Source organism: Oxalicibacterium sp., from assembly GCF_057353965.1.
The window spans coordinates 264,624-279,688 of sequence record NZ_JBMQZD010000001.1 but is presented as its reverse complement, the minus strand read 5'-3'; the positions used below and the strand labels follow the sequence as shown (position 1 = coordinate 279,688).

The window sequence follows — 15,065 nt, the reverse complement described above, 5'->3', positions numbered from 1 at the left end:
AGGCTAACCCAGGAGAAACAACATGAGTTTTCAGCAAGGTTTGAGCGGACTGGATGCCGCATCCAAGAGCCTGGAGGCAATCGGCAACAACGTCGCCAATGCCGCCACCGTGGGTTTCAAGCAATCGCAGGTACAGTTCTCGGACATCTACGCCAGCACGCTGCTGGGTTCGGGCGCATCGCAGATCGGCATCGGCACGCAGGTGGCGCGCGTCGCGCAACTGTTCAGCCAGGGTAACGTGACCGCCTCCGACAATCCGCTCGACATGGCGATCAACGGCAACGGCTTCTTCCGCATGAACAACAATGGCGCGATCAGCTATACGCGCAACGGCCAGTTCCTGCCGACCAAGGAAGGCTACATCGTCAGCGCGTCGGGTGCGCGCCTGACCGGCTTCCTGGCCGACGCCAACGGCGTGATCCAGACCGGTACGCCGACCGACATCGTCATCAACAAGGGCGACATGGCGCCGCGCGCCACCGACACCTACGATCTGCAGGTGAAACTGGATTCGCGCGAGGATGCACTGGACCCGGCCGACTTCGATCCGACCGATCCGAATACCTACACGCATGCGACTACCGCGCCGGTGTACGACAGCCTGGGCAACACGCATCAACTGAAGACCTTCTACGTGAAGACAGGCCCCAACCAATGGAGCGTCTATGCCACCAACGACGACGTGGCGGTCAATACCGGTTCCACGCCACCAGGCCTGATCGGCACGATGACGTTCAGCGGCAACGGCGGCGCGCTGACCGGCACGACGCCTGATCCGATGACGATTCCGCTGGATGTGACGACCGGCGCCACCACGCCGTTCAACGTCACGCTGAATCCGGCCGGTACGCAACAGCTGGCAGGCGAATTCGCGCTGTCCAAGCAACTGCCGAACGGCTATGCGTCCGGCATGCTGGTCGACTTCAGCGTCGGCGACAGCGGCATGATCGTCGGCCGCTACACGAACGGCCAGGTGCAGGCACTGGGCCAGGTCATCCTGTCCAACTTCGCCAATCCGAACGGCTTGCAGAACATCGGCGACAACCAGTGGGTGGAAACCGCCGAATCTGGCGTGCCGATGACCAGCACGCCGGGCAGCAGCGGTCTGGGCGCGGTGCAGTCGTCGCGCATCGAGGAATCGAACGTGGACCTGACCGAAGAACTGGTCAACATGATCACCGCGCAGCGCAACTATCAGGCCAATGCGCAGACGATCAAGACGCAGGACCAGATCATGCAGACGCTGGTCAACCTGCGCTGATAGGAAGCTGACAGTCGCCTGCGCCACAACCGGCGCAGACGCATCGGGAGAACGACATGGATCGTCTGATCTATACCGCGATGAGCGGGGCCAAGCAGATCATGGAGCAGCAGGCCACCGCGTCGCACAATCTTGCCAACGTATCGACCAGCGGTTTTCGCGCACAGTTCGATACGTTCCGTGCGGTACCCGTGGTCGGCCCCGGCTTGCCGACGCGCGCCTTTGTCGTCGATTCGACGATCGGCAGCGATTTCCGATCCGGCACGATCCAGCAGACCGGCCGCGTGCTCGACGTCGCTGTTGAAGGGCCGGGCTGGCTGGCGGTGGAAAAGGCCGACGGCAGCGAAGCCTATACGCGTGCCGGCAGCCTGAAGATCAACGAGAACGGTGTGCTGCAGACGCAGAGCGGCCTGAACGTGCTGGGCGACGGCGGGCCGATCACGATTCCGCCGGACGTGAAGATCACGATCGCCAGCGACGGCACGATCTCGCAGGTGGATGCCGGTCCGAATCCGGGCGCGACGATCGATCTGGGCCGCATCAAGCTGGTCAATCCCGAAGAGGCCAACCTGGTGCGCGGCAACGACAGCCTGTTCACCACCAAGGACGGCGAACCGCAGGAAGCCGATGCCAACGTGCGCATCATCAGCGGCGCGGTGGAAGGCAGCAACGTCAATGTCGTCGATGCGATGGTCAACATGATCTCGCTGGCGCGGCAGTTCGAGATGAACATGAGCATGCTGAAGAATGCCGAGAGCAACGCGGCAAAAGCCACCGAATTGTTGTCATTGGGTTGACGGCTGCGGTAGCAGAATGAAGATGGATGCAGGAACCGCCGGCGCTTTGCCGGCATACCGGAGAAGAACATGATTCGCTCACTATGGATTTCCAAGACCGGCCTGGATGCGCAGCAGACGCAGATGGACGTCATTTCCAACAACCTGGCGAACGTCAGCACGACCGGCTTCAAGGGCTCGCGCGCCGTGTTCGAGGATCTGCTGTACCAGACGATCCGCCAGCCGGGCGGTGCATCGTCGCAGCAGACGCAATTGCCGACCGGCTTGCAGCTGGGTACCGGTACGCAGCTGGTAGCGACCGAGCGCATCCATACGCAGGGCAATCTGCAAAAGACCGACGACGCGCGCAACGTCGCGATCGACGGCGACGGTTTCTTCCAGGTGCTGATGCCGGACGGCACGACCGCCTACACGCGCGACGGCACCTTCAAGACCAACGATCAGGGCCAGCTGACGAATGCCAGCGGCTTCCCGATCGATCCGGCGATCACGATTCCGCCGGACGCGACCAGCATGACGATTTCGCCGGACGGCATCGTCAGCGTCACGACGGCCGGCAATCCGCTGAGCGTGCAGATCGGTTCGATCCAGCTGGCGACCTTCATCAACCCGGGCGGTCTGGAAAGCCGTGGCGACAACCTGTACATGGAAACCACCGCGTCCGGCGCACCCGTCACCAACACGCCGGGCAGCAACGGCTCGGGCACGTTGAAACAGAACTACCTCGAAACGTCGAACGTGAACGTCGTCGAGGAACTGGTCAACATGATCCAGACGCAGCGCGCCTACGAAATGAACAGCAAGGCGATCACCACATCCGATCAGATGTTGCAGCGTCTGACGCAGATGTAATCGTCATCGTCATCGTCGCAATAAGTGCACCGTACAAGGAAACATCCGATGAAAACCACCGTGACGGCAATGATCGTGGCAGCAGGCCTGATGGCGGGCTGTGCAAGCCAGCCGCCGAGTACCATCGTGCAGACGCCGCTGACGGCGCGGCCCACCAACTATGCGGCGATGCCGTCGGGCAATGGCGCGATCTTCCAGAATTCCTCTTATCGTCCGATCTTCGAAGACAAGCGTGCGCGTCTGGTCGGCGACACGATCACCATCGTCATCAATGAGAAAAGTTCGGCCGGCAAGGCGGCGGGCAGTTCGGCCAGCAAGACCGGCGGAGTCGCCATGGCGGCGCCCAGCCTGTTCGGCATCTTCCCGGGCTTTACCAACAATCTGAGTGCCACCGCCTCGACATCGTCGCAGTATGCGGACAAAGGTGCGGTCACTTCCAGCAACAACTTCATCAGCACGCTGAGCGTGACGGTGATCGACGTGCTGCCGAACGGTAATCTGGTCGTCGCCGGTGAGAAGCAGGTGGCGCTGGACAAGAGCGCGGAATTCATCCGCTTCTCCGGCGTCGTCGATCCGGCTACGGTCGCCGCCGGCAACATCGTGTCGTCGCAGCAGGTGGCTGACGCGAAGATCGAATATCGCAGCAGCAGTCATATCGACAGCGCGGAAGTCATGTCGATGCTGGCACGCTTCTTCCTCAGCGTGGTGCCGCTCTGACGGCTGCGCGGGATAGCAAGGAACAGGCAGAAAGCAAGCAGGGAACAGGCAGGGGAAATGAGCAAGGAAACATCATGAACAACAAGCATCCGAACCGTCCGTTTTTCAGAAAAATGCTGCAGGCCGTCGCCTGCGCGGCGTTCGTACTGCTGCCGTTCGCGTCGCACGCAGAACGCCTGAAAGACCTCGCCAGCGTGCAGGGCGTGCGGGAAAACCAGTTGATCGGCTACGGCCTCGTGGTTGGCCTGGACGGCAGCGGCGACCAGACGACGCAGACGCCGTTCACCGTGCAGAGCGTGGCCAGCATGCTGCAGCAGATGGGAATCAACCTGCCGCAGACCAACAATCTGCAGCTGAAGAATGTCGCTGCCGTCATGGTCACGGCTTCGTTGCCGGCGTTCGCACAACCGGGACAAACGCTGGATGTCACCGTGTCGTCGATGGGCAATGCGAAGAGCCTGCGCGGCGGCACGCTGCTGATGACGCCGCTGAAGGGCGCCGACGGCCAGATCTACGGCATGGCGCAGGGCAACGTCGTGGTCGGCGGTGCGGGTGCCTCCGCCAATGGCAGCAAGGCGCAGATCAATCATCTGAGCGTGGGCCGCATCTCGGCTGGCGCTACCGTCGAGCGTTCGGTTCCCAGCGCGCTGGCGCAGGGTGACATGATCACACTGGAACTGAAGGACACAGATTTCTCCACCGCCAGCCGCGTCGTCGATGCGGTCAACAAGCGCTTCGGTCCCGATACGGCACTGGCGCAGAACGGCCGCGTGATCCAGGTGCGTGCGCCGCAGGATAGCAATGCACGCGTCAGTTTCCTCGGCTCGCTGCAGAGCATTGACGTCACGCCGGCTCCGGTCGGCGCCAAGGTCATCATGAATGCGCGTACCGGTTCCGTCGTGATGAACCAGAACGTGACGCTGGATACCTGCGCGGTATCGCACGGCAACCTGTCGGTGACGATCAATACGCAACCGGTCATCAGCCAGCCGGCGCCATTCTCCGGCGGCCAGACGGTCGTCGCGCAACAGTCGCAGATCGAAATCAACAAGGACCCGGGCAAGGTCATCCTGCTGAAGAATTCGGCTTCGCTGGCCGACGTGGTCAAGGCATTGAATTCCATCGGCGCGACGCCGCAGGATCTGCTGGCGATCCTGCAGGCGATGAAGGCGGCCGGTTCGCTGCGCGCCGAACTGGAAATCATCTAAAGATCGTCCACGCATGAGCACGTCACCTCTCGACAGCACGAACAATCTGGCGATCGATGCCAACAGCATCGAATCGCTGAAGATCGCCGCGCGGAAGAATTCGCCGGAAGCGCTGAAGGCGACGGCCAAGCAGTTCGAGGCGCTGTTCGTGAACATGATGATGAAGAGCATGCGCGAAGCCACGCCGCAGGACGGCGTGTTCGATAACCAGCAGACGCGCATGTACCAGTCGATGCTGGACCAGCAGCTGAGCCAGAACATGGCAAGCCGCGGCATCGGCCTGGCCGACGTGCTGATTCGTCAGCTGTCGAATCTGCCGGGCAATGCGGTGCAGGACGATGTTGCGACGGCAAACGGCGGCCAGCCGCAGGAACTGCGCGCCAATCTGAATGACGAACTGCTGCGTTCGCTGTCGCCGCGCACGGTGCGCACGGCACAGTCGCAGGCAACCGGCAATGCGAATGATGCAGGCGATGCATCCAGGCCGACGCACGTGCAGGCATTCCAGGATACATTGATGCCGCATGCGCAAGCGGCCAGCCGGACCACCGGCATTCCCGCCAAGTTCATGCTGGGGCAGGCAGCGCTGGAAAGCGGCTGGGGCAAGCACGTGATGAAGATGGCCGACGGCAGCAGCAGCCACAACCTGTTCGGCATCAAGGCGAGTCCGAACTGGAAGGGCAAGACCGTGGATGCGGTCACCACTGAATACGTGAATGGCGTACCGCAGAAGCGCGTCGAGAAATTCCGCGCCTACGATTCGTACGCCGATTCGTTCCGCGATTACGCGAACCTGCTGCGCAGCAATCCGCGCTACGAAAAAGTGCTGGCCAATGCGACCGACGTGCATGGTTTCGCGCAGGGACTGCAGCGTGCCGGTTACGCGACCGATCCGAACTATGCGGCAAAACTGACCAACATCATCAACAACAAACTGTCTACCTGATGCATCGCTGAGTCGCATTGCTTGAGTCGACACCGCGCCGAGGTCGCCGCAGTTGCCACTTCGGCATGATTCCCCGCTCAAGTTTTCCAGCGATGTGCCGTACACGCCAACATAGGGTTAACGAATAGATCATGGCCAATATCTTCAGCATCGCCCAGAGTGGACTCGCCGCAGCCCAGGCGGGTATCGCCACGACCGGTCACAACATCGCCAACCAGGCGACGCCCGGCTATAACCGGCAGCAGGTGATCCAGGCGTCGATGGACGGCCAGAACCTGGGCGGCATCGGCTTCATCGGCAACGGCGTGCAGGTGCAGACGATCCAGCGCATCTATAACGAATTCCTCGGCGCGCAAGCCGTCAGCGGAACCGCGACGGCCAGCCAGCTGGCGACCTATTACGCGCAGATCAACAAGGTCAACAACATGATCGCCGATCCGACCGCGGGTCTGGCGCCAGTGCTCGACAGCTTCTTCGCCGGCATACAGGATCTGGTCGCCAATCCGGGGCAAGTGGCATCGCGCCAGTCGATGCTGTCCGGCGCGCAGACGCTGGCCGCGCGCTTCCAGAGCTTGGATGCGCAATTCCGCAGCATGCAGGACGGCGTCAACAGCGAAATCGAAGGCGCCGTCACCAGCATCAATTCCTATGCGCAGCAGATCGCCAAGCTGAACGAAGCGATCCTGAAGGCAGGCAGCACCGGTCAGCCGCCGAATGATCTGCTGGACCAGCGCGATTACATCGTTGGCGAACTGGCCAAGCAGGTCAAGGTGACGGTTTCCAAGCAGGACAACGGCTACACGGTTTCGATCGGCAACGGCCAGACGCTGGTGATCGGCAATCAGGCGATGCAGCTGGCAGCGGTGCAGTCGCCGACCGATCCGAACCGGATGGAAGTATCGTACACGTCGGCCAGCGGCACCAGCAGCATCATCTCGGAAAGCGCGCTGGCAGGCGGCAATCTCGGCGGCCTGTTCACCTATCGCAGCGAGACGCTGGACCAGATTCAGAATTCGCTGGGCCGCATCGCGATCGGCCTGGCGTCGACCTTCAATGCGCAGCATCGTCTTGGCCAGGACCAGAACGGCGAACTCGGCGGCGATTTCTTCAATGTTTCCCAACCGCTGGTCAGCGGCAGCACGGCGAACAACGGCGATGCGGAGATCAGCGCCACCATCACCAACGTCGATGCGTTGACGACCAACGATTACCGCCTGACCTTCAACGGCACCGACTATCGCGTCACCCGCCTGCCGGACAACACGGTCGTCTATGCCGATCCGGCTTTCCCGGGAGAGATCGACGGTGTGACGTTTTCATTGGCGACCGGCACCGACATGGACGCAGGTGACGAATTCCTGATCAGGCCGACGGCGAGTGGCGCGCAGGATTTCAAGGTGTTGATCAGCGACGTCAAGGACATCGCTGCAGCCGTGCCGATTCGTACCACGGCACCGAGCACGAATACCGGCACGGGCAAGATCAGCGCCGGCGTCATCAATGCCGATTTCGATGCGGCGACCGCTGCGGGATTGCCGGCGACGCTGACCTACGATTCCGCCGCCGGCACCTTCACCGGCTTCCCGGCCGGCATGGACGTGACCGTGACGGTCAATGGTACGCCCACCGTCTATCCGGCCGGCACGCCGGTGCCGTTCACCGAAGGCGCGACGATTTCCTTCGGCGGCGTCGAAGTGCAGATCGACGGCGCACCGGCCAACGGCGACACCTTCACGATCAGCAACAACACGAACGGCGACGGCGACAACCGCAACATGCTGGCACTAGGCGAATTGCAGACCAAAAATGCACTGCAGGGTGGCACTGCCAGCTACAACAGCGCCTACGCGCAACTCGTCAGCTTCGTCGGCAACAAGACCAGCGAAATGAAAGCCAGCAGCGATGCGGAAGCGACGCTGCTGAAGCAAGTGCTGGATGCGCAGCAGTCGCAGTCGGGTGTCAACCTCGACGAGGAAGCGACCAATCTGCTGCGCTATCAGCAGGCTTACCAGGCATCGGGCAAGGTCATGCAGGCGGCGAGCGACATGTTCGACGTCCTGATCTCGCTGCGTTGACACTGAATATTAAGGATTGACACCATGCGTATCAGCACCAACATGATGTTCGAGATGGGCTCCAGCCGCATATCGGAACTGCGTGCCGAAATGATGAAGACGCAGCAGCAGATCTCGACCAATCGCCGCGTGCTGACGCCGGCGGACGATCCGATCGCCGCGGCTTCGGCGGTAGGCGTCAATCAGGCGATCTCGATGAACGACCAGTTCGCGACCAATCGCAACAACGCGAAGAATGCGCTGTCGCAGGAAGAAAGCGTGATGCAGAGCGTCGGCGATATGTTGACGTCGCTGAAGAGCGTGGTGGTCGGCGCCGGCAACGGTTCGTTGAGCGACGACCAGCGCCAGACCTATCTGGCCGAACTGAAAACCAGCTTCGATGAAATGCTCGGTTTCGCCAATACGCGCGACGGCAACGGCGATTACATCTTTGCCGGTTACCAGACCAATACCCAGCCGTTCACCAAGACGTCGACTGGCGCCAGCTACAACGGCGATCAGGGGCAGCGTCTGCTGCAGATCGGCGCTTCGCGCCAGATCGCTTCCAGCGATTCCGGTAGTGCCGTGTTCGAAGGCGGCCTGACGGGCAACGGCCGCTTCGTGACGGCTGCCGGCGCCGGCAACACCGGCAGCGGTATCGTCAGCACCGGCTCTGTCACCGATCTGTCGCAACTGACGAAGCACAATTATTCGATCGATTTCACCGTCGATCCGGCAACCAACGCCACGACTTATACGGTGACGGACAACACCACTGTGCCGCCGAGCGCCGTGCTGACCGATCAACCCTACACCAGCGGCGAGCCGATCGAATTCGATGGCGTGCGTTTCGACATCCAGGGCGAACCGGCCGACGGCGACAGCTTCAGTGTGCAGCCAAGCACGACGGAAAGCATCTTCACCACCATCACCAACCTGATCAATGCCTTGCAGCTGCCGGCCACCGATGCCGACGGCCAGGCGCGCCTGACGAATGCGCTGAACACGGCGAACAACAATCTGGATAACGCGCTGGAAAACGTTTCCGCGGTACGTTCCACGATCGGTGCACGCCTGAAGGAAATCGATGCGCTGGACAGCGAGGGTTCCAGCCTGGACATCCAGTATCAGCAGAATCTGTCCGATCTGATCGATATCGATCCGGTCGAAGCGTATTCGCGTTTCACGCAGCAGCAGTACACGCTGACGGCGGCGCAGCAGACTTTTGTGCAGACTGCAGGTCTGTCGTTGTTTGACCTGTTGCGTTGATTTTTACAAGAGAGCTTGAGCCAGGGCCGGCTGATTGCCGGCCTTTTTTTATCTTCCGAATGAAGGGTCGGCAGGCCGGAACGATGCAGGCATTGCGGCGTATCGCGTATGCGGCGATCGTCAGGACAAGGGTGTGAACGCCACCGTGATCTGCCCCATGGCATTGATGCCTTCCTGGATCAGGGCGATGATGGGATTCGTCAGATAGGGCAGCACGGCGCCGATCATGATGAAGCCGACGCCGATCGTGATGGGAAAGCCGATACCGAAGATGTTCAGTTGCGGTGCGGCACGCGTCAGGATGCCGAGTGCGGCATTGGTGATCAACAGTGCCGTGATAATCGGCAGCGACAATTGCACACCGGCGCTGAAAATGCGGCCACCGAGACTGACGACTTGCTGGAAACCGCCGTTCGACAGGATGTGGCCGGATATCGGCAGCATCTCGAAACTTTGCGCCAGTGTGCTCAATACCAGCAGATGCAGGTTGCTCGAGATGTAGATCATCAGCATCATCAATGCCAGAAACTGGCTGATGGAAGAGGAGCGGGCGCGCGTCTGCGGATCGAAGAAAACGGCGAAGCCGAATCCCATCGTCATGCCGGTGATTTCGCCGGCCATTTCGATACCGGCGAACACGATGCGTATCGCGAAGCCCATCGCCAGGCCGATCACCAGTTGCTGCGCCAGGATCAGCAGGCCGCCCCATGACATCGGGTCCAGCGCCGGTACGGCCGGCACGCCGGGCGCGATCACCAATGCCAGCATGATGCCGAGCCCGATCTTGATGCGTGCCGGCACACTGGCGTTGCCGAACAGCGGCGCGACGGAGAGCACGCCGAGAATGCGTGTCAGCGGCCAGATGAAAGAGGCGATCCAGGTCTGGAGTTCGGCGCTGGTGACGGTAATCATGGTTCGCGGACGGGCGCGACGGAAAGCCGCGTCAGCTGACCAGCAGCGGGATGTTGGTGAAGGTTTCGCGCATGTAGTCGACCATCAGAGTCAGCATCCACGGACCGGCGATGATCAACGCGATGAAGATGCCGATCAGCTTGGGAATGAAGGTCAGCGTCTGCTCGTTGATCTGCGTGGCGGCCTGGAAGATGCTGACGATCAGGCCGATGGCCAGCGCGATCAGCAACATCGGGGCGGCGACCATCAGCGTGACTTCGATTGCATGGCGGCCCAGGGTCATGACACTTTCGGGAGTCATCTTGGCATCCTCAGTAGAAACTTTGTGCGAGCGAACCGATCAGCAATTGCCAGCCGTCGACCAGGACGAACAGCATTAGCTTGAACGGCAGCGCCACGATGGCGGGCGAGACCATCATCATGCCCATCGACATCAGCACGCTGGCGACCACCATGTCGATGATCAGGAACGGAATCATGATCGCGAAGCTGATCTGGAACGCCGTCTTCAGTTCGCTGGTCACGAATGCCGGCACCAGGATGCGCAGCGGCACGTCTTCCGGACCCTGCATGGCCGGTGCGTTCGACATTTTCACGTAGAGCGCCAGATCCGATTCGCGCGTCTGCTTCAACATGAAGGCCTTCAGCGGCACCACGGCCTTGTCCAGCGCTTCCTGCATCTGGATCTTGTTTTCCGAAAACGGCTGATAGGCCTCGGTATAGATCTTGTCCAGCACCGGACTCATCACGAACAGCGTCAGGAACAGCGCGAGACCGATGATGACCTGATTCGGCGGAGCGCTCTGCGTGCCGAGCGCCTGCCGCAGCAGCGACAGCACGACGATGATGCGCGTGAAGCTGGTCATCATCAGCAGCACGGCCGGCAGGAAGGAGAGGCCGGTCAGCAGCAGCAGCGTCTGCAGGCTGAGCGAATAGGTCTGGCCGCCGCCCGGTGCAGGCGTGCTGGTCAGCGCGGGAAGGCCGGCCTGCTGTGCCATTGCCGCCATCGGCAGCGCGAACAGAAGCAGAGGCAGCAGCGGCAGGCAGCGGCGCGCGAAGGAAGCGTTGTCGGCGTTATTGGCCATTGCGTTTGTCGAGAGTCTGGGCGAGCCAGTTGGAGAAATTCTTTGCCGGCGGCGCATCAGGCGTCATCGTTGCAGGTTGTTGATGCTCCTGCTTTTGCATCGTCGCCAATGCATTGACGCGGCCCGGCGCGACGCCGACCACGATCCATTGATCGGCCACTTCGACGACGACCACGCGTTCGCGGTTGCCGACGCTGACGCCGCTGACGATGCGGATGTCGGCATTGCCCAGTCCCTTGGGACCGTTGAAGCGACGCAGCACCCAGGCCAGCGCGGCCATCAGGCCGAGCACGACGATCAGGCCGAACAGCACCTGCAGCAGGCCGCCGGCGGACGATGGCGCGGCAGCGGCGACCGGTGCCAGCGGTTTGGCGACGGCGTGCGCGATGCCGGCAAGCGCATACAGCGCAGCCGGCACGGCCATGGAAGACAGGCGAAGGCGCATTATCGGTTCAGCTTGCGGATGCGTTCGGACGGCGTGATGATGTCCGTCAGGCGGATGCCGAACTTGTCGTTGACGACGACGACTTCGCCCTGCGCGATCAGGCAGCCGTTGACCAGCACGTCCATCGGCTCACCGGCCAGGCCGTCGAGTTCGACGACCGAGCCTTGCGCCAGCTGCAGCAGATTCTTGATCGCGATCTTGGTGCGACCCAGTTCGACCGTCAGCTGCACCGGGATGTCGAGGATGAAGTCGATATCGTTGTGCGTGCCGGTAGACAGGTCGCCGCCGGCGAAATCCTTGAAGACGGTGGCGGTTGCCGGCTTTGCCGCCAGCGCAGCGCTTTCCTCGCTCTGCTGCTGTTCGGCCATTGCCGCGCCCCAATCGTCCTCGGCGGCGATCTGCTGTTCGTTTTCGTCAGCCATGTTCATCTCCTTGCATTGTGTCGCTGCTGCTGTAGATCAGTTTTTCCACACGCAGCGCATATTGTCCGTTCAGTTTTCCGTAAGAGCATTCCATGACGGGCACGCCGTCGACTTCCGCCGTGATGCGCTCCGGCACAGCGATCGGAATGATGTCGCCGGCCTTCATGTTCAGGATGTCGCCCAGCGTCACGCTGGCCGAGCCCATGTTGGCAAGAATTTCCACTTCCGCGGTCTGGATCTGCTGCGTCATCAGGCGGATCCAGCGCTTGTCCATTTCCAGCGTCTCGCCCTGCATGCTGCTGGTGAGCAGATCGCGGATCGGTTCGATCGTCGAGTAGGGCACGCAGAAGTGCATCTCGCCGCTGACCGGGCCCAGCTCGACGGTGAAGGTGGTCGAGACGACGACTTCGTTCGGCGTGGCGATATTGGCGAACTGCGTGTTCATCTCCGAGCGGATGAATTCGAATTCGACCGGATAGACCGGCTCCCACGACTTGGCGTAGGTCTCGAAGATGATGCCGAGGATGCGCTGGATGATGCGCTGTTCGGTCTGCGTGAAATCGCGGCCTTCGACGCGCGTATGGAAACGGCCGTCGCCGCCGAACAGGTTGTCCACCAGCAGGAACACCAGGTTCGGATCAAGCACGAACAGGCCGGTGCCGCGCAGCGGCTTCATGTGGATCAGGTTCAGGTTGGTCGGCACGACCAGGTTGCGGATGAATTCGCTGTACTTCGACACGCGCACCGGGCCGATCGAGACTTCCGCGCTGCGATGCAGGAAGTTGAACAGGCCGATGCGGAACAGGCGCGAGAATCGCTCGTTGATGATCTCGAGCGTCGGCATGCGGCCGCGCACGATGCGCTCCTGCGTCGCCAGGTTGTACGGGCGTACGCCGCTGGCGTCTTCCGGCTTGCCCGCATCATCCTGGTCGCCGGTGACGCCTTTCAGCAGCGCATCGACTTCTTCTTGAGAGAGAAAATTCTCGGCCATGGTTTTACTGTCGGATCTACTGCACGACGAACGACGTGAACAGCACGCTGGAAACGTTCACGCTCGGGCCGTTCGGTACGAAAGGCTGCTTGAGCGCGTCGATGATTTCCTGTGCCAGTTTGTTTTTTCCTTCGACCGTCAGGATTTCGGACGGCTTCTTGCCGGACAACAACAGCAACAGGCGGCTGCGCACGTGCGGCAGGTAAGTCTTGATCACTTCCACCTGATCCTGTGCAGGCAATTGCAGCGTCAGCGTGGTCTGCAGGAAACGCTCGCCGTCTTCAGGCTGCAGGTTGACGGTGAAGGCTTCCATCGGCAGGAACACCGGCGGTGCGGCAACTGCAACCGGCGCCGGCTGCTGCGCACCATGTGCTGCAGGAGGTGCTGCCTTGAATACCAGGAAATACCAGGCGGCGGCACCGCCCGCGCCGAGCACGATCAGCAGGATCAGCACGATGAGCAGCAGGCGCGACTTGGGCTTGCCTTCTGCTGCCGGGGTATCTGCGGATTTTTTCGGGGCGGTTTTGCCTGTTGCCATCTGTCTTCCTCAAGTGCGGCATGACTTCCATTGCATGCCATTATCAAAAAAAAGCGACACGCGGGATGCCTTGAAAAGAGAGGGGAACACGGCGTATATCGGCGCATTCACTTCGCTGCGGCATCCCGGTGCCGACTCTGCGGCGGACATCCATCGACTGCGATGTCTGCATTCAGGATGCTATTAAACCATCATTGCCACGCGACGCACACCCGGAGATCGCCAAAAAGAGGAGGCGCTTTCAGAGTGGAAGAGCGCATGCAAGGCGGGGGCGGCAGAGGCCGGAGCGCCGCTCGCGCGAGACTCCGGCAGAAAGAGACGATCAGGCGAAGGTATCGACCAGGCCGTTGCCGGCGGCGGTCACCGGCACGTGGCTGACGTTGACGGCTGCCGTTTCGACGGCATTGCTGCCCTGGCCGGATGAACGGCCATTCTGGCGCTGATCGCCGGAGGCATTGTTCTGCTGGTTCGGCAGACCGGCGCTGACGTTCGACTGGCCGAGCTGGATACCGGATTCGCTGAGCATCTCGCGCAGGCGCGGCATCGCGGCTTCCAGCGCATGGCGGACTTCCGGCTGGTGCGCGGTGAAGTTGGCGGTGGCCTGGTTGTTGTTGACGTGGACCACGACCTGCATCGGGCCGAGATCGGGCGGATTCAATGTCAGCGTCGCGCTCTGTTGCGCGCCCTGGATCATCCAGACGACCTTCTGGCCGAGCGACTGGCCCCAGTCGTCGGTACCGACCTGCGGCAGCAGACGGTTCGATTGTGGATCCTGCAGATCGTTGACCTGCTGTTGCAGTGCCGCCGTGGTGGCGACGGCGACTGCAGCGATATTCTGCGGCGTCGGTGCAGTGGCCTGTTCCGCATTCTTGGCGACGGCGGCCTGCACGGCGGCAGCCATGTCGGCGTCCGGGCTCTTGGTAGCGCCGGTTGCCGTCGTCTTGCCGGCGTCGGCGTCCTTGCCCTGCATCGCCTTGTCGAGCGAGGCGACGAAATCGGCCTGCTTGTTGGCGGCAGGGCCGGTCTTGTCTTCGATGGCGGCCGTGCCGAATGCGACCGGCGCGGCCTTGCCGTCGATTCCCTTGCCGCCGTCGATGGCGGCGGCAATGCGATCCTTGATCTCGTCGCTGGCGGAAACCGGCGTGCCGTTTGCGCCGGCCTGCGTCAGCGCGGTGACGAAGGCGATGATGTCGGACGGTTCGGTGGCGGCATCGGCCTGTTTGTCGTCCTTGTCGGCGGTCTTGCCGTCAGCGGCTTGTGCCGTCTTGTCGTCCGTGGCCTTGGTGCCGTCGGCCGGCGTGGTGCTACCGTCTGCGGCCGAAGCGGAATCGTTCTTGGTCTTGCCGGCGTCGGTGCCGTCCTTGCGGGTTCCCTGAGCGTTGTCGCTGGTCGTTGTTTTGTTCGGCTGTGCCGTGTCGCGATTCTGGATTCCATTCTGGATACCCATCTCGCGCGTCAGCATCTGGTTGAAGGTGCCGTCCGCGGCTATGGCATCGGCGGCCTTGCCGGTCTGCGGCGTCGGCATCACGGCGTTGAGTGCGTTGCTGATCGATGGTGTGCTCATGGTG

Annotated in this window: 16 protein-coding genes; 8 read left to right on the top strand and 8 right to left on the bottom strand. The window is 61.8% G+C overall.

Annotation, left to right across the window (positions count from 1 at the left end; translation table 11 throughout):
* The first annotated feature begins 22 nt into the window (after positions 1-22).
* From flgE to flgL, 8 genes are all read left to right on the top strand, one after another.
* The gene (gene flgE / locus ACO1VH_RS01385; RefSeq protein WP_486241859.1) at positions 23-1,261 is read left to right on the top strand and encodes a flagellar hook protein FlgE; all 1,239 of its coding nucleotides are present in this window, start codon (positions 23-25) and stop codon (positions 1,259-1,261) included.
* 56 nt (positions 1,262-1,317) lie between these two features.
* Positions 1,318-2,058, top strand: a complete 741-nt coding sequence (flgF, locus tag ACO1VH_RS01380; protein ID WP_486241858.1) for a flagellar basal-body rod protein FlgF — start codon at positions 1,318-1,320, stop codon at positions 2,056-2,058.
* Positions 2,059-2,127: 69 nt separating this feature from the next.
* Positions 2,128-2,910, top strand: a complete 783-nt coding sequence (flgG, locus tag ACO1VH_RS01375; protein WP_486241856.1) for a flagellar basal-body rod protein FlgG — start codon at positions 2,128-2,130, stop codon at positions 2,908-2,910.
* 48 nt (positions 2,911-2,958) lie between these two features.
* Positions 2,959-3,627, top strand: a complete 669-nt coding sequence (locus tag ACO1VH_RS01370) for a flagellar basal body L-ring protein FlgH (protein ID WP_486241854.1) — start codon at positions 2,959-2,961, stop codon at positions 3,625-3,627.
* 113 nt (positions 3,628-3,740) lie between these two features.
* Positions 3,741-4,835 carry a flagellar basal body P-ring protein FlgI gene (locus ACO1VH_RS01365; protein WP_486242814.1) on the top strand — a complete coding sequence of 365 codons (1,095 nt, stop codon included), beginning with the start codon at positions 3,741-3,743 and terminating at the stop codon, positions 4,833-4,835.
* 13 nt (positions 4,836-4,848) lie between these two features.
* Entirely contained in the window at positions 4,849-5,781 is a 933-nt protein-coding gene (flgJ, locus tag ACO1VH_RS01360; RefSeq protein WP_486241852.1) for a flagellar assembly peptidoglycan hydrolase FlgJ, read from the top strand.
* Positions 5,782-5,912: 131 nt separating this feature from the next.
* A complete protein-coding gene (gene flgK / locus ACO1VH_RS01355) occupies positions 5,913-7,856 on the top strand; it encodes a flagellar hook-associated protein FlgK (protein WP_486241850.1) in 1,944 nt (647 codons plus the stop codon).
* A gap of 24 nt (positions 7,857-7,880) precedes the next feature.
* Positions 7,881-9,104 carry a flagellar hook-associated protein FlgL gene (flgL, locus tag ACO1VH_RS01350; RefSeq protein WP_486241848.1) on the top strand — a complete coding sequence of 408 codons (1,224 nt, stop codon included), beginning with the start codon at positions 7,881-7,883 and terminating at the stop codon, positions 9,102-9,104.
* Between the two features lie 120 nt (positions 9,105-9,224).
* Here the strand turns inward: flgL and fliR are convergent, their stop codons facing one another.
* From fliR to ACO1VH_RS01310, 8 genes are all read right to left on the bottom strand, one after another.
* Positions 9,225-10,016: a flagellar biosynthetic protein FliR gene (gene fliR / locus ACO1VH_RS01345; protein WP_486241846.1), complete on the bottom strand. Its 792-nt coding sequence runs from the start codon at positions 10,014-10,016 to the stop codon at positions 9,225-9,227.
* 31 nt (positions 10,017-10,047) lie between these two features.
* Positions 10,048-10,317: a flagellar biosynthesis protein FliQ gene (gene fliQ / locus ACO1VH_RS01340; RefSeq protein WP_486241844.1), complete on the bottom strand. Its 270-nt coding sequence runs from the start codon at positions 10,315-10,317 to the stop codon at positions 10,048-10,050.
* Positions 10,318-10,327: 10 nt separating this feature from the next.
* Positions 10,328-11,101, bottom strand: a complete 774-nt coding sequence (gene fliP / locus ACO1VH_RS01335) for a flagellar type III secretion system pore protein FliP (RefSeq protein ID WP_486241842.1) — start codon at positions 11,099-11,101, stop codon at positions 10,328-10,330.
* Complete coding sequence (fliO, locus tag ACO1VH_RS01330) at positions 11,091-11,546, bottom strand: flagellar biosynthetic protein FliO (protein ID WP_486241840.1); 456 nt, start codon at positions 11,544-11,546, stop codon at positions 11,091-11,093. The genes fliP and fliO overlap by 11 nt, the downstream gene beginning before the upstream one ends.
* Positions 11,546-11,968 (bottom strand): flagellar motor switch protein FliN, encoded by a 423-nt coding sequence (gene fliN / locus ACO1VH_RS01325; RefSeq protein WP_486241838.1) that lies wholly within the window; start codon positions 11,966-11,968, stop codon positions 11,546-11,548. Before fliN ends, fliO begins: the two co-directional genes overlap by 1 nt.
* Entirely contained in the window at positions 11,961-12,959 is a 999-nt protein-coding gene (fliM, locus tag ACO1VH_RS01320; RefSeq protein WP_486241836.1) for a flagellar motor switch protein FliM, read from the bottom strand. The genes fliN and fliM overlap by 8 nt, the downstream gene beginning before the upstream one ends.
* A gap of 16 nt (positions 12,960-12,975) precedes the next feature.
* A complete protein-coding gene (fliL, locus tag ACO1VH_RS01315; protein WP_486241834.1) occupies positions 12,976-13,497 on the bottom strand; it encodes a flagellar basal body-associated protein FliL in 522 nt (173 codons plus the stop codon).
* 322 nt (positions 13,498-13,819) lie between these two features.
* Complete coding sequence (locus tag ACO1VH_RS01310; protein ID WP_486241832.1) at positions 13,820-15,061, bottom strand: flagellar hook-length control protein FliK; 1,242 nt, start codon at positions 15,059-15,061, stop codon at positions 13,820-13,822.
* Between the last annotated feature and the right edge of the window lie 4 nt (positions 15,062-15,065).

Excerpts from the sequence above, each read along its gene's own strand:
- fliN (WP_486241838.1), bottom strand. The coding sequence starts at position 11,968 with ATGGCTGACGAAAACGAACAGCAGATCGCCGCCGAGGACGATTGGGGC.
- flgE (WP_486241859.1), top strand. The coding sequence starts at position 23 with ATGAGTTTTCAGCAAGGTTTGAGCGGACTGGATGCCGCATCCAAGAGC.
- ACO1VH_RS01365 (WP_486242814.1), top strand. The coding sequence starts at position 3,741 with ATGCTGCAGGCCGTCGCCTGCGCGGCGTTCGTACTGCTGCCGTTCGCG.
- fliQ (WP_486241844.1), bottom strand. The coding sequence starts at position 10,317 with ATGACTCCCGAAAGTGTCATGACCCTGGGCCGCCATGCAATCGAAGTC.
- flgL (WP_486241848.1), top strand. The coding sequence starts at position 7,881 with ATGCGTATCAGCACCAACATGATGTTCGAGATGGGCTCCAGCCGCATA.
- fliR (WP_486241846.1), bottom strand. The coding sequence starts at position 10,016 with ATGATTACCGTCACCAGCGCCGAACTCCAGACCTGGATCGCCTCTTTC.
- flgG (WP_486241856.1), top strand. The coding sequence starts at position 2,128 with ATGATTCGCTCACTATGGATTTCCAAGACCGGCCTGGATGCGCAGCAG.
- flgK (WP_486241850.1), top strand. The coding sequence starts at position 5,913 with ATGGCCAATATCTTCAGCATCGCCCAGAGTGGACTCGCCGCAGCCCAG.
- ACO1VH_RS01370 (WP_486241854.1), top strand. The coding sequence starts at position 2,959 with ATGAAAACCACCGTGACGGCAATGATCGTGGCAGCAGGCCTGATGGCG.
- flgJ (WP_486241852.1), top strand. The coding sequence starts at position 4,849 with ATGAGCACGTCACCTCTCGACAGCACGAACAATCTGGCGATCGATGCC.
- fliP (WP_486241842.1), bottom strand. The coding sequence starts at position 11,101 with ATGGCCAATAACGCCGACAACGCTTCCTTCGCGCGCCGCTGCCTGCCG.
- fliO (WP_486241840.1), bottom strand. The coding sequence starts at position 11,546 with ATGCGCCTTCGCCTGTCTTCCATGGCCGTGCCGGCTGCGCTGTATGCG.
- fliM (WP_486241836.1), bottom strand. The coding sequence starts at position 12,959 with ATGGCCGAGAATTTTCTCTCTCAAGAAGAAGTCGATGCGCTGCTGAAA.
- fliL (WP_486241834.1), bottom strand. The coding sequence starts at position 13,497 with ATGGCAACAGGCAAAACCGCCCCGAAAAAATCCGCAGATACCCCGGCA.
- flgF (WP_486241858.1), top strand. The coding sequence starts at position 1,318 with ATGGATCGTCTGATCTATACCGCGATGAGCGGGGCCAAGCAGATCATG.
- ACO1VH_RS01310 (WP_486241832.1), bottom strand. The coding sequence starts at position 15,061 with ATGAGCACACCATCGATCAGCAACGCACTCAACGCCGTGATGCCGACG.